We start from the raw sequence: 20,818 nt of genomic DNA, 5'->3' as shown, positions 1-20,818 counted from the left end.
GATCATCGTTTCCACACCCTTCCGATCGCTTGCACCAGTCCGTCGGCGTCCTGGGTTTCGGCCGTGGCGGCCACCGGCACCCCGGCGTCGCGCAGCGCCGCCTCGGACGGCGGCCCGAACGCCACCACTGCGACGTCGTCGCGCCAGCCGAGCAGCGACGCGAACGCCTCGCCGACGGAGCCGGCGGTGATGACCACCACGTCGAACTGGCCGGAGTCCCAGGCCCGCTGGACCGCCTCCGGGACCCGCTCGACCGGCTCCACCGTGTACACCGGCAGACGGGTGACAGCGTAGCCCTTCGCCTCCAGCCCGGTGGCGAGCGTGGGTGAGGACAGCGCGGAGCCGGGGACCGCGACGCGGCCCGGACCAGGGGGGAACGCGTCGACGAGCGCGGCGGCGGTGGCCTGCCCTCTTGGGACGAGGTCGACGGAGTGCCCGGCCCGACGCACGGCCTCGGCCGTGGCCTCCCCGACCGCGGCGACGCGCGCGCTGGTGGGGATCGTCAGGCCCAGCTCGGCGAGTGCCGGGAGGGTGGCGGCGGAGGTGAGGACCACCCAGTCGGCGCCCTCGAGCGTGCGGTCGACGGGGAGCGTCACCGTCCGCTGGACGGGGCAGGTGGTCACCTCGGCACCGGCGGCGCGGAGCCCGTCGGCGAGCGGCCCGTCGGGGCGGGGGAGCAGCACCTGGGCGCCGGCGAGCGTCACGTCGCCGCGCCAGAGCGAGGCGTCGTCGTGGAGCTCGGCCAGCCGCGACTCGCGGGCCGCGGCGAGGTCGGTGACGCGGTCGGCGCCCCGCGCGAGGAGCTCGCGGACGGCCTCGCCGGCGGAGTGGGCGCCCAGCGGCACCTCGCTGGTGGCCGCGGATTCCCCGTCGACCGAGAAGACGCCAGCGCGCAGCACGCCGTCGGAGGCGTGCGCCGCGATGGGGGCGGCGCAGCCGCCGCCGAGCCCGGCGAGGACGGCGCGCTCGGCGTCGACCGCCCGGTGGACGTCGGGGTCGTCGAGTTCGCGGAGGGCGGCGAGCACCTCTTCGGCGTTCTCGCGGCACTCGAGCGCCAGCGCACCCTGGCCGGGCGCGGGAAGGATGGGGAGCAGGTCGTCGATCTCGTGCTCGAGCCCGAGCCGCCTCAGGCCGGCGGCGGCGAGCACGACCGCGTCGAGGTCCCCGTCGGCGACGCGGGCGAGGCGGGTGCCGACGTTGCCGCGTACGTCGACGTAGCGGAGGTCCGGCCGCAGCCTCCGCAGCTGGGCCACCCGGCGGGGCGAGCCGGTGCCGACGGTGGCGCCGGCGGGGAGTTCGGCGAGGGTCCGGCCCCCGGCGCACAGCGCGTCGCTGGGGTCCTCGCGCCCGGGGACCGCGGCGATGGTGAGCCCGGGCACCGCGGCCGTGGGCAGGTCCTTCAGGGAGTGGACCGCGAAGTCGCAGCGGCCGTCGAGGATCGCCGTGCGGAGTTCGGCGGCGAAGACGCCGAGCGAGCCGAGCCGGGTGAGCGAACCCTTCTCGACGTCGCCGCCGGTGCGGATCCGGACGAGTTCGACGTCGTGGCCGAGCGCGCGGAGGCGGTCGGCCACCAGCTCGGACTGGGTGATGGCGAGCGCCGACGCCCGGGTGCCGAGTCTCAGTTCCATGCGATCCGCGCTCCTGCCTCGATGATCGACGAGATGCCGTTGCCGTCGAGCCACGCGCCCAGCACGTCGACGCCGGCCGCGGCGGCGTCGGCGAGGATGCGTTCCCGGGCGGCGGGGTCGAGCTTGCCGGGCATCTCCCACGCGAGCGAGGTGAACCCGGTGACGTGGCCGTCGAGTTCCAGTTTCGTGAGCCGGGACGCGTCCTGCACGGCCTGCGCCTCGGTCGGTGCCACGGCGGCGGGGTAGGAGAGGCGGAGCACGTGCCCGCCCCGGACCCACGGCCACTTGCACGAGTAGTGGGTGAGGGCACGGGCGAGGATGCGGGGGTCGGGCTCGCCCAGCAGGAGGCCCGAGCCGACGGGGTTGCCCGCGAGCCCGGGGTGGTCGCTCGCCAGCAGCACGACGCGGGTGGGGTTGGTGGGGGCCTCGTCGACTACGACGCCGACGCCGGCCAGGAGGTCACGCGCCTGTGCGGCGGGGGTGCAGACCACGACCCGGTCCGCCTCGAACCGCGCCCCGGACGCCTCGACGATGAAGCGGCCGCCCTCGCGGCGGACGCCGCGGACGGCGACGCCGGTGCGGACGTCGGTCCCCTCGGCCAGCGCCTCGACCAGGCGGAACATGCCGCCCACCGGCTGCTCGACGGCGGCGCTGCGCGGCGTGCGCAGCGCGGCCACGGCCGCGAGGAGCGAGCCGTGCTCGGCCAGCGCCTGCGTCAGCCGGGGCGCGAAGGTGGCCAGCGGCAGTGCGTCGGGGGAGGAGTGGTAGACGCCCCTGGCGAGCGGGCCGACGAGCTTGTCGACGGCGGCGCGGCCCATGCGGGCCTCGACGAGTTGCCCGGCGGTCGTGGCGTCGCGCCCGACCTCGGGCCCGAGGGTGAGGTCCTGGGCGAGCCGGTCGCGCTCGTCGGCGGCGAGGATGGCGAGCGCGGGGTCATCGAGGGAGCCGGGGATGCCGAGCACGCCGTCGGCCAGCGGCACGATCGTGTCGGGCCACCAGACGTGCGGACTGCCCTGCGGGGCGGCCACCGTGAGGCCGAGCTCGGCGCAGAGTTCGCGAGCCTGCGGAGCGCGGGTGGCGTACGCCTCGGCACCGCCGTCGACGGTCAGCCCGCCCACCTGCGCGCGCCGGATCATGCCGCCGTGGTGGTCGGACGCCTCCAGCACGACGACGTCGTGCCCGGCCTGCCGGAGCCTCCGGGCGGCCAGGAGCCCGGCCAGGCCCGCCCCGACGACGACCGCGGTCACAGCTCGTGGATGAGCGCCACCAGGTCGGTGAGCACCGCGGGATCGGTGGTGGGCGGCACGCCGTGGCCGAGGTTGACGATGTGGGCCGGGGCCGCCTTGCCGCGCCCCACGACGTCGCGGGCGTGGGCCTCGAGCGGCCCCCAACCGGCCGAGAGCATGGCGGGGTCGATGTTGCCCTGAAGCGGAAGGCCCGGCAGGAGCTGGGCGGCCTCGTCGAGGGGGGTGCGGTAGTCGACGCCCATCGCCTCGACTCCGCAGGCGGCCATGTCCTGCAGGAGGTGGCGTGTGCCGACGCCGAAGTGGATGCGCGGCACGCGGCCCTCGACCGCCGCCAGCGCCGCCGCCGAGTGGGGCGCCACGGAACTGACGTAGTCGGCCTGGCTGAGCGAGCCCGCCCAGGAGTCGAACAGCTGCACCGCGCGTGCGCCGGCGTCCACCTGGACGGCGAGGAACTGGCCGGAGATGTCCGCGCACCACGCGAGCAGGCGGCGCCACGACTCGGGATCGGAGTGCATCATGCTGCGGGCGGCGAGGTGGTCGCGGGAACCGCGGCCCTCGACGAGATAGGCGGCCAGGGTGAACGGGGCGCCCGCGAAGCCGATCAGGGGCTTCTGCTCGCCCAGCTCACGGATCACGATCTGTGCCGCCTCCGTGATCGGGGAGGTGTCGCCCAGCTCGTGGGCGACGAGGGCGTCCACGTCCGCGGCGGTGCGGATCGGGTCCTCGATGACCGGACCGATGCCGGGGCGGATGTCGACGTCGACCCCCGCGATCACCAGCGGCGTCATGATGTCGGAGAAGAAGATGGCTGCGTCCACGTCGTGGCGGCGGACGGGCTGCAGGGTGATCTCCGCGGCCAGCTCCGGCCGGAGGCACGCCTCGAGGATCGTCGTGCCCTGCCTGGCCTCGCGGTACTCGGGGAGCGAGCGGCCCGCCTGGCGCATGAACCAGACCGGGAGGCGCTCCGGCCGCGTGCCCTGCAGGGCGGAGAGAAGAGTGCTCATTGGACTGATTCTGCCCGATCGCCCAAAGATGGTTGAATGAAGGGGCCATGACTATGCGTGTCTTCTCCATCCAGCATGACCGACAAGGGCTGTCGGAGGTCGAGCGGATCAGCTGCTTCACCGAGGGTCTCGAGGAGCGCCTGACGTCCCACCCGGGCGTCGAGGGCGCCCTGGTCCTGTCGACGTGCAACCGCGTCGAGGTGATGGTCGACGGCGACGCCGACGTCGCCTCGCTCACCGCCGCGCTCGGCGAGGACCTGACCGAGCCGCCGCTGTGGGACCTCTACCTCGGCGAGGCCGCCGTCCACCACCTCTTCCGGGTCGCCTGCGGGCTGAACTCCATGGTGGTGGGGGAGCGGGAGATCACCGGCCAGCTGCGCCGCGCCCTCGCCGACGCGCAGGAGGCGGGCCACGCGTCGCTCACCCTCTCGATCGCGGTGGAGGAGGCGCTCAAGACCTCCCGCCGCGTGGCGAACGACACCAACATCGAGGCCACCGGCCGCTCCGTCGTGAGCAAGGGCCTGTCGCTCGCCGGCATCTCCGACTGGCCCGGCACCCGCGCGCTCGTCGTCGGCACCGGTTCCTACGCGGGCGCCGTCGTCGCCGCGCTCCGCGCCCGGGGGGTCACCTCCATCGCGGTCCACTCCGCCAGCGGCCGGGCCGACGAGTTCGCCGCCAGCCACGAGCTGGAGTGCGCCGACGACCTCGTCGCGGCCATGCGCGCCTCGGACCTCGTCGTCACCTGCCGAGGCCTCGGCCCGCTGATCTTCCCGCAGCACGTCCACCCCGGCATGCGGTTCCTCGACCTCTCGCTGGTGCGCGACGTCGACCGCTCCGTCGAGCAGATGGACGGCGTGCGCGTCATCGACCTCGAGACCATCCAGGGCGCCGTCGAGGAGGAGTTCCACGGCGACACCTCGCGGGCCCTCGCGCTCGTCGACGCCGGCGTGGCCAAGACGTCCGCGCGGCTGCGCGCCCGGGTCGTCGACCCCGCCGTCACCCGCCTCCGCGAGACGGTGATGGCGCTCGTCGCCGACGAGGTGGACCGGCTGCCCAACCGCCCGCTCACCCACGAGGACGCCGCCTACGCGCTACGGCGGCTCGCCACGCGCATGCTGCACGTGCCGTCCGCGCGGGCTCGCGAGGCGGCCGAGTCCGGCCGGACCGACGAGTACCTGCTCGCCATGCACGAGCTGTACGGGATCGCCATCGACCCCGACCCGGACCGGATCGACACCGGACGTTGCCCCGTCACGCTCGCCAGCGTCGACGACCTCACCCCCGCCAGCCGTCAGGAGGCCTCGTGACCCTCGCCCCGTACTCCGCGATCCTCTTCTCGTCGTTCGGTGGTCCCAACGGACCCGACGACGTGCTGCCGTTCATGCGCAACGCCACGCGCGGCCGCGGGGTGCCCGACGAGCGCCTCATGGAGGTCTCGGAGCACTACATGCTCTTCGGCGGCAAGTCGCCCATCAACGAACTCAACCTCGCGCTCATCGACCGCATCCGCGCCGAGCTGGACCGCCGCGGGATCGACGTGCCGGTCGTGTTCGGCAACCGCAACTGGGAGCCGTACTTCGCCGACACCGTCGACCAGCTGATCGCGGACGGGCACCACAAGGTGCTCGCGCTGGCGACGTCGGCCTACCAGTCCTACTCGAGCTGCGCGCAGTACTGCCAGGACCTCGAGGGGGCCGCGTCCGGCAAGGACATCCGCATCGACAAGATCGACCCGTACTGGGACGCGCCGGAGTTCTCGCGCGCGAACGCCAACAGCCTCATCGCCGCGGTGCGGGCGCTGCGGGAGCGGGTCGGCGGTGACGCCAAGGTCCGCGTGCTGTTCGTGACGCACTCCATCCCCACGGCGATGAACGACCACTCGTCCACCGGCGAGCCCGAGAACCGCTACGACGCGCAGCACCTCAAGGTGGCGCGCGCGGTGGCCGACCTGGCCGGCGAGGAGCTCGGCGAGTTGCTCACGTGGGAGCTCACCTACTGCTCCCGTTCCGGTTCCCCGCACGTCCCGTGGCTCGAGCCCGACATCAACGACCGGATGGAGGAGATCAAGGACGAGGTCGACGCGGTCGTCGCGGCCCCGATCGGGTTCATCTCCGACCACATGGAGGTCCTCTATGACCTCGACACCGAGGCGGCGCAGACCGCGAAGGAACTGGGCCTGCCCTACGAGCGGGCGGCCACCGTCGACACCGACCCCGTATTCGTCTCCCTCCTCGTCGACCGGCTCGTCGAGTGGGCCGAGGCGGAGCGCGGCGAGCGGGAGCGCAACTCCATCTGCAAGTACGCCACCGGCAACTGCTGCCTGGTGCGCAACCCCAACCAGACGAATACAGGAGCACACCATGCAGCACCCAGGCCGTGACGAGCGCGACGAGCAGAACGTCGACCTGCAGGCGCTGAACCAGCAGTCGCTCTACGCGATGTACTCGGTGTTCGCCACCGCCGCACCGCTGGCGGAGACCACCGAGGTGCCGTCGGAGGCCCTCGCCTCCGACGTCCTCACCGCGATCGAGGGCACCGGCGTGACGCTTCGCGGCAGCTACGACATCGGCGGCTTCCGTGCCGACGCGGACCTGATGTTCTGGACGCTCTCCGACGATCCGCGCAAGCTCCAGGCCGCCTACCACGCGATCCGGCGGAGCGCGCTCGGCTCGGTGCTGGAGCCGGTGTGGTCCGTCGTGGCCGTGCACCGCCCCGCAGAGTTCAACCGCGCCCACGTGCCCAGCTGCTTCGCCGGCTTCGCGCCGCGGCCGTGGCTGACGGTCTACCCGTTCAACCGCAGCTACGACTGGTACTACCTCGACAACGAGCACCGCTCGAAGATGCTCCGCGAGCACGGGGAGGCCGGCCGGGAGTACCCCGACGTGGTGGCCTCCACCCTGTCGGCGTTCGCCCTCGGCGACTATGAGTGGATCCTCGCCTTCGAGGCCGACGAGCTCCACCGGCTCACCGACGCGATGCGCCACCAGCGCGGCGTCGAGGCGCGCCTGCACGTGCGCGAGGAGACCCCGTTCTTCACCGGCCCCCGGGTCGAGCTCGCCGACTGGATCGACGCGCAGCCCCGCGGCTGATCAGTCGGCCGCGAGCGCGGCCGGCTGGTGCACGCACGTCGGGTCCGAGGCCAACGGGTCGCCCAGCATCGCGTGGGCGCGCGCCCTCGACCCGCCGCAGATCCAGTTGAACTCGCACACCCCGCACTTGCCGGTGTAGCAGGAGGGGTCGCGGAGCGCCCGCATGAGTGGCGCCTCGTCGTAGACCTCACGGAATGAGCGCTCCGTCACGGAGCCGCACCGGTAGGGCAGGAACCCCGACGGGTACACGTCGCCCACGTGGTCCACGAACGCGAACCCGCGACCCGAGTTCACGCCGATCGGTGGCCGCGGCGGACGCCGCTCGACGATGCCGCCCAGCAGCCGTTCGGTCTCGGCGGTCAGCCACGCGTGCAGCTCGCCGCGCTCCGGCAGGGGCCGTCCGGCCGCGCGTGCATCGTCGCGCTGGATCGCGACGCGGCGATAGTTGGGGGCCTCGGTGACCTTGATCGCGATGCGGTCGGACACGTCGTGCAGCCAGTGCAGGACGTCCTCCATCTCCTCGCCGTCGAGCGGCTCGAGGTTCGACCCGCGGCCCATGGGGACCAGGAAGAGGACGTACCACATGTGCGCGCCCATGGCCATGGTGTTGGCCAGCAGGCGCGGGAGCTCCTCGACGTTGTTGCGGCAGATCGTCGTGTTCACCTGGAACCGGAAGCCGTGCTTCACAACGAGTTCCGCCGCCTCCATCGTCGCCGCGTAGGTGCCGTCGATGCCGCGGAACGAGTCGTGCGTCTCGGCGGTGGCGCCGTCGAGCGAGAGCGAGAAGGCCTTGATGCCGGCGGCGCGCACGCTGGCGAGCCGCGCGTCGGTGAGCAGGGGAGTGACCGACGGCGACAGCGCCATCGACAGCCCGACGCTGCTCCCGTACTCGATCAGCTCCTCCAGGTCGGGCCGCTCGAAGGCGTCGCCGCCCGAGAGCACGACGATGGGGCGCGGCGTGCCGTAGGCCGCGAGGTCGTCGAGGAGGCGCTTGCCCTCGTCGGTGGTCAGCTGCCGTGGATCCGGCCGCGTGAAGGCGTCGGCGCGGCAGTGCCGGCAGGCGAGTTGGCAGGCCCGGGTGACCTCCCAGACGACGACGTGCGGACGCTCGGCCGCGTCGTGGTGAAGGGTTCGCACCACCCCCCTGCGGGCGTCGTGGTGCGGGTGGGTGCCGGGGTGCGGGGCCATGGGACGACCCTAATCACCGGGCAACGAAGGGCTTTCACCGCGGTCGCTTAGCGGCGGGCCACCCGTCAGCGGCCACGTTCCGAGCGTGCCGGGGGACGGTCGCCGCGGATGCTGGCCACCATGTCGAGCACGCGGCGGGTGGCGCGCACGTCGTGGGCGCGGAACACCGTCGCGCCCTGCCAGGCGGCGATCGCGGTGGCCGCGAGGGTGCCCTCCAACCGGTCGTCCACCGGGAGGTCCAGCGCCTCGCCGACGAAGTCCTTGCGGCTGATGGCCTGCAGGACCGGGTGGCCGAGCGCGACGATCCGGTCCGTGGCCCGCACGAGCGCCAGCGAGTCGATGGTGCGCTTCCCGAAGTCCAGGGTGGGGTCGACGAGCACCCCGTCGGGCCGGACGCCCGCGGCCAACGCGCGCGCGGCCCCGTCGGCCAGCACCCGCAGGACGTCCCCGACCACCGCGTCGTCGCCCGCCCCGTAGTCGATGCCGACGGGGTCGGTGCGGGGCGGCAGGCCGCCGGTGTGCGAGACCACGTAGCCCGCACCGAGGCGGGCGGCCACGTCGACCAGGGCGGGGTCGGCGCCCGCCCAGGTGTCGTTGACGAGGTCGACGAGGCCCGCGCAGGCCTCGGCCACCTCGGCCCGCCACGTGTCGAGGGAGATCACGACGCCGGGCAGCTCGTCGCGGAGGGCGCGCAGCAGCGGCCGGACCCGGTCGATCTCCTCGGCCTCGTCCACCCAACCGCCCTCCTGGCCGGCCCGGACGCCGCCCACGTCGATGAGGTCGATGCCCTCCGTCACCATCTCCCGGGCGCGGGCGAGTGCGGCGTCGAGGCTGGCGAACCGGGCCGCGGAGAAGAACGAGTCCGGGGTGCGGTTGATGATCCCCATCACGGCGGGGCGGCGGGCGTCGAAGGTGCGGCCGCCGAGGACGAGCGGCGCGGACGCCACGGGCACGGCGGTCATCCCTGCCCCATGGCGCCGACGTGGAGCGCCACCGCGCCCATCGGGGGCACCGTCACGCTGACCCGGCCGTCGGCTACCTCGATGCTGCAGTCGTCGCTCAGGACGTCGCAGTAGCTCCCGTCCGGGAGGCCGGTGGTGAGCTCCACCGTCGCTTCCTCCGACTTGTCCGCGTTGAACGCCGCCAGCCCGAGAGCGCCGCGATCGAAGGCGAGGAGCCGGCCGTCGGCGAGCTGGTTGGCGACGGGCGCGTCGCCCACCTGTGCCCGCCACGCCGCCATGGCCGCCTGCTGCGCGTCGAGGCAGCGGAACTCGCCGTCGGCGGGCTCGTCGGAGGTGGCGCAGACGGCGTCGTCCACGCGGCCGTCGGTCTGCGGGGCGCCGGCGTCCCGGTCGGAGAACGCGTAGCCGCTGTAGAGGACGGGGGTGCCGTAGTCGACGGCCAGCATGAGCAGGCTCGCCAGCTGGAACGTCGGCCCGTCGGTGGGGTTAAGGGTCTGCTCGCCGCGCTCGGTGTCGTGGTTGGTGACGAAGGTGTACGCCTTCTCGGAGGGGACCTGCCCGTCGCGCAACTCGGGCGCGAGGCGCAGGGAACCGCCCTGGACGATGCCGGCGAAGTCGCGCGCCCAGCCGAAGGCGAACACGGAGCCGATGTCGAGGTAGTCCTCCGGCTGGATCGGCTCACCGCCGCCGCGGATCACCTCGGAGATGATCATGGGGTCACCGTCGATCCGTTCGACGATGGCCGCGACGTCCTCGCTCGCCATGTGCTTCGCCGCGTCGATGCGGAACCCGTCGACGCCGAGCGAGACGAGGTCGTTCAGGTAGCCGGCGATCGTCTCCTGCACGCCGGGTGCGGCGGTGTCGAGGTCGGCGAGGTTGGAGAGCTCGCAGGTCTGCACCTGGGCCTGGTCGCGGTAGTTGGCGATGTCGTCGTTCGGTGTCAGGCCACAGTGGTGGAAGTCATCGGGGCCGTAGAGGCCGGGGTACTCGTAGTGGGAGAACTCGGTGCCCGCCACCCCGACGCCGCCGTCGATCCCTGCCATGTGGTTGATCACCGCGTCGGCGACCACCTTGATGCCGCTGTCGTGGCAGGTCTCCACCATGTTCCTGAACTGTTCCCGGGTGCCGAGCTTGGACTCGAGCTGGTAGCTCACCGGCTGGTACGAGGTCCACCACTGCTCGCCCTCGATGTGCTCCTGGGCGGGGGAGAGGAGCACGAAGTCGAAGTGGTTGGGCCCGAGCACCTCTGCGCACTCGCGCGCGACGGAGTCCCAGTTGTACTGGAAGAGCTGCACGCCGACGCTGGGCTGCGGCTCAGGTGCGAGCGGCTCCTCGGGCGCGCTGGTGCAGGCGGTCACGGCCAGCAGCGTTGCGGTGAGGACCGGGGCGATCAGGCGAGGCATGGCCCCATTCTGGCAGGGTCAGTCGGCTTCCTCGACCGCCTCGCGCGCCGCCTCCGGGATCGCGCCCGGCGTGAGCTCCGCCAGCCGTGCGTTGATCTGCGCCAACAGCGTCGTGGTCTCGTCGTTCAGCTCGGCGAGCGCCGCCTTGCGCTCCTTGCCCTGCTTCGCATGCCAGGCGAGGTCGCCGCGAACCCGCAGGGTCGACGCCATCTGCCTCCAGGCGGTCACCTCGGGGGCGGCGGGGTACTGCGCCTCGACGGCGTCAGCGCACGCCTCGATCGCCGTGAGCTTCGCCTCGAACCGCACCTTCGGGTTCTTCGATGTCAGCGCCTTGCGGATCTTGCCGACGGCGGACTTGGCGCCCTCCGACAGCTGCGGGTTCTCACGCAGCGCGGTCAGCAGGGCGGCGCTGGCGGCGAGGACGCTCGTCGCGGCCTTGATGATGGTGACGGGGCTAGGCATGCCACCCATCGTAAACGCCCGCGGTTGCACCCGGTGGAGGCCCAGAGACGCCTCCGGTGGGAGACCTTGCACCGAACTTGGTGCAAAGCCTCCCACCGGAGGTGGCCGAGTCGACGGAGTGGCGTCTCGAAGGGCCGGTCCTTACGGGGCAGGGATGAGGATCTCGCGCACGAGGGCGTCGAGGTCCGCGTCGGCGCCGAGGAACTGGCGCAGGGTCTTGCGGGTGGCCCCGAAGGTGTCGAACTCCTCGGGGGTGAGGCCGTCGGGCTCGTAGGCGCGGACGAACTCCGGGATGCTGAGCAGCGTCTCCATGACCTTCGGGTCGACCGGTTCGTCGATGCGGGACACGGCCTTGTAGCCGGAGTCCTGGACGCGCTTGGCCCACTTGAACGGCGGGGAGAGCACCAGCTCACCACCGATGAACTCGCTCCACTGCAGCACATTGCGGTACGCGGCGATGAGCAGGCGTGCGGTGAAGCCGCGCTCCTTGAAGATCTGGTAGGCGCGCTTGGACGCGGCGATGCCCGCCCACTCGAGGTGCCCGGGGTCGACGAACAACTGGTCGCGCTCGACGACGCTCTTCAGCCAGTCGTCGAGGCGGCCGGCCATGATCGTGACGACGGGGCCCATGCCCTCGACGGGGAGGCCCTCGGCCTTGCGGCGGTCGAGCCCGCGCTCGATGACCTCCGCGGCGGCGACGGCCTGGGCGACGGTGAAGGAGACGGTGACGTTGATGCAGACGCCGCGGTACGTCGCCTCCTCGATCGCCTCGATGCCCACCTTGGTGGCGGGGATCTTCACGATGATGTTGGGGGCGAGCTCGGAGAACTCGACCGCCTGCTCGACGAGCTTCTCGGCGCTGCGGTGGAGGCGGGGGTCGGTCTGGACCGACAGTCGGCCGTTGAGGCCCTGGTACTTCTCGAAGGCGGGCAGCAGCAGCTCGGCGGCCTCCACGGACATGTCCTTGATGGCCTGCCAGCCGATCTCGCTCTCGCCCCAGGTGGGGTTCTTCTCGGCGATCTCGCGGATGCGCGGCACCCAGACGTCGGTGTGCTTGCTGATGGTGGTGAACGCAATGACGGGGTTGCACGTCGCACCGACACCGCCCATTGCGATCGACTGTCGCAACTCGACCATGTCTGCCGAGTCATTCCACTGGGCAGTCTGCGGAAACTCCTGTGCCGCGTCCCAGAGCGGACCCGGGATGTGCTCGTCGCTCATTGATTCCTCCTGTAGTCACTCAACCTTGAGCAGGTAGGAATCATTCAACGCCCTCCGACAGACTTTGTCAAGACAAAGTCAGTTGGCGAAGACCGTCTGGCTGTACGTGTACTGGCTGGCGCGGTAGACGTGCATGCCGAACTCGACCGCCTTGTGTGCGGTGTCGTAGGCGGTGCGCTGCATGGTGAGGAGAGCGGCGCCGGGGGGCTCGTTCAGCAGGCGCGCCTCCTCGGCGGTGGCCAGCCGGGCGCCGATCTGCTGCACGCCGATCGCGATCTCGACGCCGCGCTCCTTGAGGAGTTCGTAGAAGCCCTTGCGGCTCAACTCCTCGCGGCTCGGCGCGATCTCCGGGGGGAGGTAGTTGGTGAGGATCGCCAAGGGGCGGTGCTCGATCATCCGCAGGCGGCGGAGGTGCACGACGGTGCTGCCCTCGGCCAGTCCGAGTGCGGTGGCGATGGCCGGGGTGGCGGGCTCCTCACTCCATTCCAGCACGCTGGTGCGCGGGGTGTGGCCGGCCTTCATCAGGTCCTCGTGGAGGCTGGTCAGCGCCATCGGTCGGTGGACCTGGCGCGGCGTGACCTCGGTGCCGGCGCCGCGTCGTCGGACGATCAGCCCGCGGTTGGCCAGGGTCTCCAGGGCCTTCCGCGCGGTGGGGCGGGAGACCTGGAGCCGGTTCGCCATGGAGACCTCGTCCTCGAGCCGGGTGCCGGGCGGCAGCTTGCCGGACTCGATCAGCTGCGCGAGCGGTCCCGCGATCTGGGCGTGCAAGGGGATCGGGCTCTTGCGGTCGACGACGATGTCGAGCGCGAACTGTTCCTTGGACATGATGTGGACCTTCCACTCTGAAGTTGGAGCAATTGTAAGGCCATATCGACAAAGCGGCGCCAATCCAGACTTTGTCTTGACATTTGATCCCGGTCCTTTAGGATGGGCACAGCAGACCTCAACGAAGCGGGTGACATGGGACTGTTCAGCGCCAAAGCGCTCGATGTGCTCACGATGGGCCGCATCGGCGTCGACATCTACCCCCTGCAGACCGGAATCGGCCTGCAGGACGTCGACGCGTTCGGAAAATTCCTGGGCGGTAGCTCCGCCAACGTCGCCGTCGCCGCCGCGAGGCTCGGCAGCGCCGCGGCCATCGTCACCGGCGTCGGCAGGGACCCCTTCGGCCGCTTCTGCCGCCGCGAGCTCTCGCGGCTCGGCGTCTTCGACGACTACGTGAAGGTGGTCGAGGGCCACAACACCCCGGTCACGTTCTGCGAGATCTTCCCGCCGGACAACTTCCCGCTCTACTTCTACCGCCGGCCCGTCGCGCCCGACATGCTGCTCACCGAGGACGACCTCCCCGTCGACGTCATCCGCGAGGCGAAGGTGTTCTGGGTGACGGGCACCGGGTTCTCCGCCGAGCCGAGCCGCACCACGCACCTGCGCGCGCTCGAGATCCGCGACCGCCGCCCGTTCACGGTCCTCGACCTCGACTACCGCGACGTCTTCTGGAAGAACCCCGGCGACGCACGGGAGCTGATGCAGGCCGCGCTGCCGCTCGTCACCGTCGCGGTCGGCAACGTCAAGGAGTGCGCGATCGCCGTCGGCGAGCAGGACCCCGAGGCGGCCGCCCGCAAGCTGCTGGACTTCGGCGTCGAGCTCGCGATCGTCAAGGACGGCCCGCGCGGCGCCCTCGCGATGACGCGCGACGAGGTGGTGCGCGTCCCTGCCACCAGGGTCGAGGTGCTCAACGGACTGGGTGCCGGCGACGCCTTCGGGGGAGCGCTGTGCCACGGGTTCGTCGAGGGCTGGGACCTCGAGGACACGCTGGCGGCCGCCTCGGCCGCGGGTGCGCTCGTCGCCTCACGACTCGAGTGCTCGACGGCGATGCCCACCGAGCCGGAACTGCGCGGAATGCTCCGCCGCAACCCCGTGGATGTTGAAAGATCGAAGCGATACGAGGAGAGCAATGACTGAGTTGGTACTTCGCGCCGGCGAGACGGCGCACGACGCCCTCGCCGTCGACGTGAGCCCCGAGAAGGCGGGCTGGCGCTACTCCGGCCTGGCCGTCGTCGAGCTCGCCGAGGGTGAGCGCCACACCTTCGAGACCGGGGTCCACGAGTACCTCGTGCTGCCGCTCGAGGGCGGGTGCACCATCGACGTCGCTGGCGAGCGCCACGAGCTCGCAGGGCGCAGCTCGATCTGGGGCGAGGTCACCGACTACTCCTACGCCCCCAGCGGGGTCGAGGTCACCCTGACCGCGACGAGGGCCGGCCGCTTCGCGCTGCCCTACGCCGTCGCCGCCGAGCGGCTCGCCCCGCGGTACTGTCCCGCCGACGAGGTGCTCACCGGCATCCGCGGCGCCGGCAGCATGAGCCGCCAGGTGGTCAACTACGCGATCGGCAACGAGCTGAAGACCTCGCGACTGCTGGTGTGCGAGGTGCTGACGCCCGGCGGCAACTGGTCCAGCTACCCGCCCCACAAACACGACGAGGACTCGGAGACCGAGCGCGAACTCGAGGAGATCTACTATTTCGAGGTCCGCGGCGACGAGCACGGCCCCGGCATGGCGTTCCACTCCACCTACGGCACCGCCGAGCGGCCAATCGACGTGGCGGTCCGGGTAGGCAGCGGCGACACCGCGCTGGTTCCGCACGGCTGGCACGGCCCCTGCGTCGCCGCACCCGGCTACGACCTGTACTACCTCAACGTGATGGCCGGCCCCGGTGACTCCACCTGGCTTGCCGTTGACGACCCCTGCTACGGCTGGCTGCGTGGCACCTGGGACACCCTCGACGTCGACCCCCGTCTTCCCTTCAACACCAAGGAGCAGTGAATGTCCACTATCCGACTGACCGTCGGCCAGGCGGTGGTCCGCTACCTGTCGCAGCAGTACACCGAGCGTGACGGCGTCGAGCGGCGCTTCATCCCCGGCATGTTCGCCATCTTCGGCCACGGCAACGTCGCGGGCCTCGGCCAGGCGCTGCTGCAGAACCACGTGGACCCCGCCGAGGGCGAGGACCGCATGGACTTCTACCACGGCCGCAACGAGCAGGGCATGGTGCACGTCGCCGCGGCGTTCGCGAAGGCGACGAACCGGCTGCAGACGCTGGCGGTCACCTCGTCCATCGGCCCCGGCGCGCTCAACATGGTGACCGGCGCTGCGCTCGCGACGACGAACCGGGTGCCCGTCCTGCTGTTCCCCTCGGACATCTTCGCCAACCGCGCGCCGGACCCCGTGCTGCAGCAGCTGGAGGACTTCGGCAATCCCGACGTCTCGGTCAACGACGCGTTCCGGCCGGTGTCGAAGTTCTGGGACCGGGTGAACCGGCCCGAGCAGCTGATGGTCTCGCTGCCGCGCGCCATGCGGGTCCTCACCGACCCGGCCGACACCGGCGCCGCCACGATCTGCCTCCCCGAGGACGTGCAGGCCGAGGCCTACGACTGGCCGGTCGAGTTCTTCGCGAAGAAGGTCTGGCACGTCGCCCGGCCGCGCCCCGACGTCGCCGCCCTGGGCCGCGCCGTCGACGCGATCCGCGCCGCGAAGAAGCCGCTCATCATCTCCGGCGGCGGGACGATCTACTCCGAGGCCTCCGACGAGTTGCGCGCCTTCGCTGCCGCCACCGGCATCCCGGTGGCCGACACGCAGGCCGGCAAGGGCGCCATCAACTGGGACCACCCGCAGGCGGTCGGCGGCGTGGGGTCCACCGGCTCCGGCTCGGCCAACGCGCTGGCCGTCGAGGCGGATCTCGTGATCGGCATCGGCACCCGCTACTCCGACTTCACCACCGCGTCGCAGACGCAGTTCAAGAACGCGGACGTGAAGTTCATCAACATCAACGTCGGCGCGTTCGACGCTGCCAAGCAGGGGGCCGAGATGGTCGTCGGCGACGCGCGGGAGACGCTCGTCGCGCTGACTGAGGCCCTCGAGGGGTACCGCGTCGACGACGCGTGGCTCCAGAAGACCGCCGACGAGGTGGAGGCCTGGCAGCGCGCCACCGACGAGTGCTACCACCGCGGCCACGGGCCGCTGCCGGCGCAGACCGAGGTGTTCGGCGCGCTCAACGAACTCATGGGCGACGAGGACGTGCTGATCAACGCCGCCGGCTCCATGCCCGGCGACCTGCAGGCGCTGTGGCGGGCACGCACCCCGGTGCAGTACCACGTCGAGTACGCGTTCTCGACGATGGGCTACGAGATTCCCGCCGCCCTCGGCGTGAAGATGGCGCTGCCCGACTCGGAGGTGGTGGCGATCGTCGGCGACGGCACCTACCAGATGCTGCCCATGGAACTCGCCACGATCGTGCAGCAGCGCGAGAAGGTGATCTTCGTCCTGCTGCAGAACTACGGCTACGCCTCGATCGGCTCCCTCTCGGAGTCGCGCGGTTCGCAGCGCTTCGGCACGAAGTACCGGATGTACGACGACGAGGGCAACGCCACCGACGAGGTGCTCCCCGTCGACCTCGCCGCCAACGCCCGCTCGTGGGGCATCGACGTCATCGAGGTGTCGTCGATCGCCGACTTCAAGGACGCCTACGCGAAGGCCGTGGCGTCGCCCCGGACCACCATGATCCACATCGAGACCGACCTCTACGGGCCCAACCCTCCCGGCACCAGCTGGTGGGACGTGCCCGTCTCGCAGGTGTCGCGCCTCGAGTCCACCCAGCAGGCCTACGAGGAGTACGTGGAGGCCATCAAGGCCCAGCGTCGCTTCTTCTGATCAACCCCACCAAAGGAGACAACAACCATGACCGGACTGACCATGAAGCACTGGATCAACGGCGAGGAGGTCGCCGAGGAGGGCGTCCAGGTCCTCGACATCGACAGCCCCACCACGGGCGAGATCATCGGCGGCGTCGCCGAAGCCAGCGTCGAGCTCGTCGAGCGTGCCATCCAGGGCGCCCGCGAGGCCCAGAAGGGGTGGGCGGCCCTGTCGCTCGCCCGCCGCACCCGCGTGCTCTTCAACTTCCGCAACCTGCTCGTCGAGCGCCAGGAGGAGCTCGCCGAGATCATCGTCCGCGAGGGCGGCAAGACCCGCGGCGACGCGCTGGGCGAGATCGCCCGCGGCCTCGAGATCGTCGAGTTCGCGTGCGGCATCCACAACGCGCTGAAGGGGGAGTACTCCTCCGAGGTGTCCACCGGCGTCGACATCCACACCATCCGGCAGCCGGTCGGCGTCGTGGGCGCGATCTGCCCGTTCAACTTCCCGATGATGGTGCCGATGTGGATGCACCCGATGGCCATCGCCACCGGCAACGCGGTCGTCCTCAAGCCCGCCACCCCCGTGCCGACGGTGTCCCTCACCGTCGCGAAGATGTACCAGGAGGCCGGCCTGCCCGACGGCGTCTTCCAGGTCGTGACCGGCGACAAGCAGGTCGTCACCACGCTCCTGGAGAGCGACGGCATCGACGCAATCTCCTTCGTCGGCTCCACGCCGGTGGCGAAGATCGTCGCGGAGACCTCGGCACGCACCGGCAAGCGCTACCAGGCGCTCGGCGGCGCGAACAACCACGCCATCGTGATGCCCGACGCGAACCTCGACTTCGCCGCCAAGCACATCGTCTCCGGCGCGTTCGGCGCCGCGGGCCAGCGCTGCATGGCGCTGCCGGTGGTCGTCGCCGTCGGCTCGGCCGGCGACGCGCTCATCGAGAAGGTCAAGGCGCTGGCCGAGAAGCTGGTCGTCGGTCCCGGCGAGAACGCGGAGTCCGAGCTCGGCCCGGTCATCTCCGCCAAGTCGAAGGCCCGCATCATCGACTGGGTCACTGACGCGGAGAAGAACGGGGCGCGGGTCGTCCTCGACGGCCGCGACTTCAAGCCCGCCGACGAGTCGCTCTCCGGCGGCAACTGGTTGGGCCCGACCATCGTCGACAACGTGCCGCTCGAGACCAAGCTGTACTGCGAGGAGGTCTTCGGCCCGGTACTCACGATCGTGCGCGCGGACAGCTACGAGGAGGCGATCAAGATCGTCAACTCCAGCGAGTTCGGCAACGGCTCCGCGATCTTCACCGAGTCCGGTGACTACGCCCGCCGCTTCGAGCTGGACGTGGAGACCGGCATGGTCGGCATCAACGTCCCGATCCCCGTCCCCGTCGGCTACTACTCCTTCGGCGGCTGGAAGAGCTCCCTGTTCGGCGACATCAAGATGCACGGCCAGGAGGGTGTGAACTTCTACACCCGCCAGAAGGTCATCACCACCCGCTGGGCCGGCAAGAGCGACGAGCACGTCGGTCTCGACTTCGTGGCCTCGGCCCACCGCTGATCTCCGGCCCGGTTGATTGAGCCAGCGAGCGCCGGTTGCTGACCCATGATGATTGAGCCAGCGAGCGCCGGTTGCTGACCCATGATGATTGAGCCAGCGAGCGCAGCGAGCGCCGGTCGAAATCACCGGAGTTGGACTTGGCCTCGGTTCACCTGCCGGATCGGGCAGGTAAACCGAGGCACCCGCCAGATTTCGGAAAACCTGCCGGGTCCGGCAGGTAAATCGAACGCAGACAGGTAAACCCAGCCCCGGATGCGAGAAAAGGCCGCCGCGACACAACGTCGCGGCGGCCTTCGTCGGTCTCAGTGGTCAGTTGGCCAGTGCCTGGAGGGCCTTGAAGGACTTCTCGGCGTTGGAGACCGGGCCGCCGTCGGCGGGGGGCTCCTCGTCGAGCATGATGTCCTGCTCGAGCACCCAGTAGCCGTCGAAGCCGGCCTCGTCGAGGAGCTTCACGATGGTGGGGAAGTCGATGTCGCCCTCACCGATGGGGGTGAAGACGCCGGACTTGATGGCCTCGGACCAGTTCAGTTCGCCGGGGAGCAGCTTCTCGGCGAGGTCCTTGCGGACGTCCTTGGCGTGGACGATGCCGACGCGGTCGGCGTACTTCTTGACGAGCGCGACGACGTCGGCGCCGCCGGCGGTCAGGTGGCCGGTGTCGAGGCAGAGACCGACGGTTGAGTTGTCGAGGACGCGCTCGACCTCGTCGACGTTCTGCACCATGGTGCCCCAGTGGGGGTGGAGGACTGCGGTGACGCCCTTGGCGGCGGCGACCTCGGTGATGCGGCTGAGGTTGGCGAACAGCGTGTCCCAGCCCTGCTCGTCGAGCTCGGGGCGGTCGTCGTAGCCGTCACGGCCGGAGTCGGCGGCCAGGACGAGGAACTCACCCCCGGCGACCTCGAACGCCTTCAGTTCGTCCTCGACCGCGGGGATCGGGTCGACCTCGGGGTCGTGCATCACGGCGAGGAAGAAGGAGCCGACGGGCTTGAGCCCGAACTTGCTCACGGCCTCCGCGCGGGCGGTGGGTTCGGTGGGCAGCCAGCCCTGGGGGCCGAACTCGGTGGCGGTGAGGCCGATTTCCTTCATCTCCTGCAGGACGCGATCGGGGGACATCTGGTAGCCCCAGTTCGGTACCTCGCAAACACCCCAGCTGATGGGGGCACCGGCGATCTTCATAAGACCTACTCCTTTGTGGTGTGGCACGTGCGACTCATTATGTCCTATCAAAGGCTGCGACACGAAGCGGACCCCGGTTGAATTTCCGAGTCCCGGTGGTGTGCTTCGAGCCGGCATCCATTATGCTTCTTTGTGCTGACATAGATGGGCGCGCTGGAGCGTCCCGACCCCGGAGGACAAGTCATGATTCGTTTCGCCGTCATCGGAGCGGGCCGCATCGGCCAGGTGCACGCCAGGGCAGTTGCCGGGCACCCGGACGCGGAGCTCGCGTTGATCTGCGACCCGTTCGAGGAGAACGCGAAGAAGCTCGCCGAGGCCTACGGCGTCGCGTACACGCTGGACGTGAACGACGTCTACGCCTCCGACGTCGACGCGGTGATCATCGGTTCCCCGACCCAGATGCACGTCGAGCAGATCCTCGGCTCCGTCAAGGCCGGCAAGCGCGTCCTGTGCGAGAAGCCCGTCGCCCTCGACCTCGACGAGGCCCGCCGGTGCCAGGAGGAGCTCGGCGCCGAGGCCGAGCGGGTCATGATGGGCTTCAACCGCCGCTTCGACCCGACGTTCGCCGACATCCACCGTCGCGTCGCGGACGGGGAGATCGGCGACCTGCAGCAGTTCACCCTCTTCTCGCGCGACCCCGCGGCCCCGCCCGCGCAGTACGTCGCGGGCTCCGGCGGCGTCTTCCGTGACATGACGATCCACGACTTCGACATGGTCCGCCACTTCCTCGGCGACATCGTCGAGGTCTCCGCGTTCGGCACCAACACCATCGACGCGATCAAGGAGGCCGGCGACTTCGACCAGGCCGTGGTAATGCTGCGCAGCGCCGACGGGCGGGTCGCCACCGTCGTGAACTCCCGCACCTGCGTCTACGGCTACGACCAGCGCATGGAGGCCTTCGGCTCCGAGGGCGCCCTGTCGGCCGACAACCTCACCGCCACGCAGGTCCGCAAGTCGACGGCGAAGGCCACCGAGGCCCGTCCCGAGATCCTCGACTTCTTCCTCGACCGCTACGTCGACGCCTACCGCATCGAGCTGAGCGCGTTCATCGACGCGGTCAAGGCCGACGGCCCCGTGGTCCCGAACGTGATCGACGGCGTCAAGGCGCTGGAGATCGCCGAGGCCGCGACGGTGAGCGCGCAGGAGCGCCGCACCGTCACCCTCTGAACCGGCCGACGAGGGGGCGCCGCGCATTTG

The 20,818-nt window shown here is 70.9% G+C and carries 18 protein-coding genes and 1 pseudogene; 8 read left to right on the top strand and 11 right to left on the bottom strand.

The window, feature by feature from the left end:
• Positions 1 to 2: 2 nt before the first annotated feature.
• The 4 genes and pseudogenes from BLR46_RS15360 to hemE form a co-directional block, all read right to left on the bottom strand.
• Positions 3 to 596 (bottom strand): uroporphyrinogen-III synthase, encoded by a 594-nt coding sequence (locus BLR46_RS15360; protein ID WP_245701492.1) that lies wholly within the window; start codon positions 594 to 596, stop codon positions 3 to 5.
• A gap of 150 nt (positions 597 to 746) precedes the next feature.
• A pseudogene (gene hemC / locus BLR46_RS15355) lies at positions 747 to 1,628 on the bottom strand (hydroxymethylbilane synthase); the annotation flags it as partial.
• Positions 1,619 to 2,875 carry a protoporphyrinogen/coproporphyrinogen oxidase gene (locus BLR46_RS00515; protein WP_093247899.1) on the bottom strand — a complete coding sequence of 419 codons (1,257 nt, stop codon included), beginning with the start codon at positions 2,873 to 2,875 and terminating at the stop codon, positions 1,619 to 1,621. The pseudogene hemC and the gene BLR46_RS00515, both read right to left, overlap by 10 nt.
• Positions 2,872 to 3,879 (bottom strand): uroporphyrinogen decarboxylase, encoded by a 1,008-nt coding sequence (hemE, locus tag BLR46_RS00510; protein ID WP_093247897.1) that lies wholly within the window; start codon positions 3,877 to 3,879, stop codon positions 2,872 to 2,874. Before hemE ends, BLR46_RS00515 begins: the two co-directional genes overlap by 4 nt.
• Positions 3,880 to 3,926: 47 nt before the next feature.
• On the opposite strand from hemE, the gene BLR46_RS00505 reads away from it, so the two are divergent.
• Genes BLR46_RS00505 through hemQ form a run of 3 tightly spaced genes read left to right on the top strand, consistent with a single transcriptional unit; the run spans position 3,927 to position 6,968 of the window.
• Complete coding sequence (locus tag BLR46_RS00505) at positions 3,927 to 5,186, top strand: glutamyl-tRNA reductase (RefSeq protein WP_093247895.1); 1,260 nt, start codon at positions 3,927 to 3,929, stop codon at positions 5,184 to 5,186.
• A complete protein-coding gene (locus BLR46_RS15175) occupies positions 5,183 to 6,259 on the top strand; it encodes a ferrochelatase (protein ID WP_093247893.1) in 1,077 nt (358 codons plus the stop codon). The genes BLR46_RS00505 and BLR46_RS15175 overlap by 4 nt, the downstream gene beginning before the upstream one ends.
• The gene (hemQ, locus tag BLR46_RS15170) at positions 6,240 to 6,968 is read left to right on the top strand and encodes a hydrogen peroxide-dependent heme synthase (RefSeq protein WP_093247891.1); all 729 of its coding nucleotides are present in this window, start codon (positions 6,240 to 6,242) and stop codon (positions 6,966 to 6,968) included. Before BLR46_RS15175 ends, hemQ begins: the two co-directional genes overlap by 20 nt.
• Here hemQ and BLR46_RS00490 read toward each other — a convergent pair whose 3' ends face one another.
• The 6 genes from BLR46_RS00490 to BLR46_RS00465 all read right to left on the bottom strand — a co-directional run bounded on the left by BLR46_RS00490 (position 6,969) and on the right by BLR46_RS00465 (position 13,029).
• Positions 6,969 to 8,156 (bottom strand): TIGR04053 family radical SAM/SPASM domain-containing protein, encoded by a 1,188-nt coding sequence (locus BLR46_RS00490; RefSeq protein WP_093247889.1) that lies wholly within the window; start codon positions 8,154 to 8,156, stop codon positions 6,969 to 6,971. It abuts the gene before it with no gap.
• Between the two features lie 65 nt (positions 8,157 to 8,221).
• Positions 8,222 to 9,118, bottom strand: a complete 897-nt coding sequence (gene folP / locus BLR46_RS00485) for a dihydropteroate synthase (protein ID WP_093247887.1) — start codon at positions 9,116 to 9,118, stop codon at positions 8,222 to 8,224.
• On the bottom strand, positions 9,115 to 10,521 hold the full coding sequence (locus BLR46_RS00480; RefSeq protein WP_093247885.1) for an alpha-amylase: 1,407 nt from the start codon (positions 10,519 to 10,521) through the stop codon (positions 9,115 to 9,117). Before BLR46_RS00480 ends, folP begins: the two co-directional genes overlap by 4 nt.
• Before the next feature lie 18 nt (positions 10,522 to 10,539).
• Positions 10,540 to 10,983, bottom strand: a complete 444-nt coding sequence (locus tag BLR46_RS00475; RefSeq protein WP_093247883.1) for a hypothetical protein — start codon at positions 10,981 to 10,983, stop codon at positions 10,540 to 10,542.
• Between the two features lie 141 nt (positions 10,984 to 11,124).
• Positions 11,125 to 12,204: a transaldolase family protein gene (locus BLR46_RS00470; protein ID WP_093247881.1), complete on the bottom strand. Its 1,080-nt coding sequence runs from the start codon at positions 12,202 to 12,204 to the stop codon at positions 11,125 to 11,127.
• Between the two features lie 78 nt (positions 12,205 to 12,282).
• Complete coding sequence (locus tag BLR46_RS00465; RefSeq protein ID WP_093247879.1) at positions 12,283 to 13,029, bottom strand: GntR family transcriptional regulator; 747 nt, start codon at positions 13,027 to 13,029, stop codon at positions 12,283 to 12,285.
• Positions 13,030 to 13,164: 135 nt separating this feature from the next.
• Between BLR46_RS00465 and iolC the strand changes: the two genes are divergently transcribed.
• From iolC to BLR46_RS00445, 4 genes are read left to right on the top strand one after another with little or no spacing between them, the layout of a single operon-like run.
• The gene (gene iolC, locus BLR46_RS00460; protein ID WP_093247877.1) at positions 13,165 to 14,166 is read left to right on the top strand and encodes a 5-dehydro-2-deoxygluconokinase; all 1,002 of its coding nucleotides are present in this window, start codon (positions 13,165 to 13,167) and stop codon (positions 14,164 to 14,166) included.
• Positions 14,159 to 15,025, top strand: a complete 867-nt coding sequence (gene iolB / locus BLR46_RS00455) for a 5-deoxy-glucuronate isomerase (protein WP_093247875.1) — start codon at positions 14,159 to 14,161, stop codon at positions 15,023 to 15,025. The genes iolC and iolB overlap by 8 nt, the downstream gene beginning before the upstream one ends.
• Positions 15,026 to 16,909, top strand: a complete 1,884-nt coding sequence (gene iolD / locus BLR46_RS00450) for a 3D-(3,5/4)-trihydroxycyclohexane-1,2-dione acylhydrolase (decyclizing) (protein WP_093247873.1) — start codon at positions 15,026 to 15,028, stop codon at positions 16,907 to 16,909. It begins immediately after the preceding gene.
• A 27-nt stretch (positions 16,910 to 16,936) separates the two neighbouring features.
• Complete coding sequence (locus tag BLR46_RS00445) at positions 16,937 to 18,448, top strand: CoA-acylating methylmalonate-semialdehyde dehydrogenase (RefSeq protein ID WP_093247871.1); 1,512 nt, start codon at positions 16,937 to 16,939, stop codon at positions 18,446 to 18,448.
• Positions 18,449 to 18,757: 309 nt separating this feature from the next.
• Here the strand turns inward: BLR46_RS00445 and BLR46_RS00440 are convergent, their stop codons facing one another.
• Positions 18,758 to 19,621 carry a sugar phosphate isomerase/epimerase family protein gene (locus BLR46_RS00440; RefSeq protein ID WP_093247869.1) on the bottom strand — a complete coding sequence of 288 codons (864 nt, stop codon included), beginning with the start codon at positions 19,619 to 19,621 and terminating at the stop codon, positions 18,758 to 18,760.
• A gap of 183 nt (positions 19,622 to 19,804) precedes the next feature.
• Here BLR46_RS00440 and iolG point away from each other — a divergent pair, with 183 nt between their 5' ends.
• On the top strand, positions 19,805 to 20,788 hold the full coding sequence (gene iolG, locus BLR46_RS00435; RefSeq protein ID WP_093247866.1) for an inositol 2-dehydrogenase: 984 nt from the start codon (positions 19,805 to 19,807) through the stop codon (positions 20,786 to 20,788).
• Positions 20,789 to 20,818: the final 30 nt, after the last annotated feature.

Origin of the sequence: Tessaracoccus oleiagri (assembly GCF_900103275.1) — a bacterium.
GTDB lineage: Bacteria > Actinomycetota > Actinomycetes > Propionibacteriales > Propionibacteriaceae > Arachnia > Arachnia oleiagri.
Note: the sequence above shows the minus strand (reverse complement) of the source record. Positions and strands in the feature narration are given on the sequence as shown.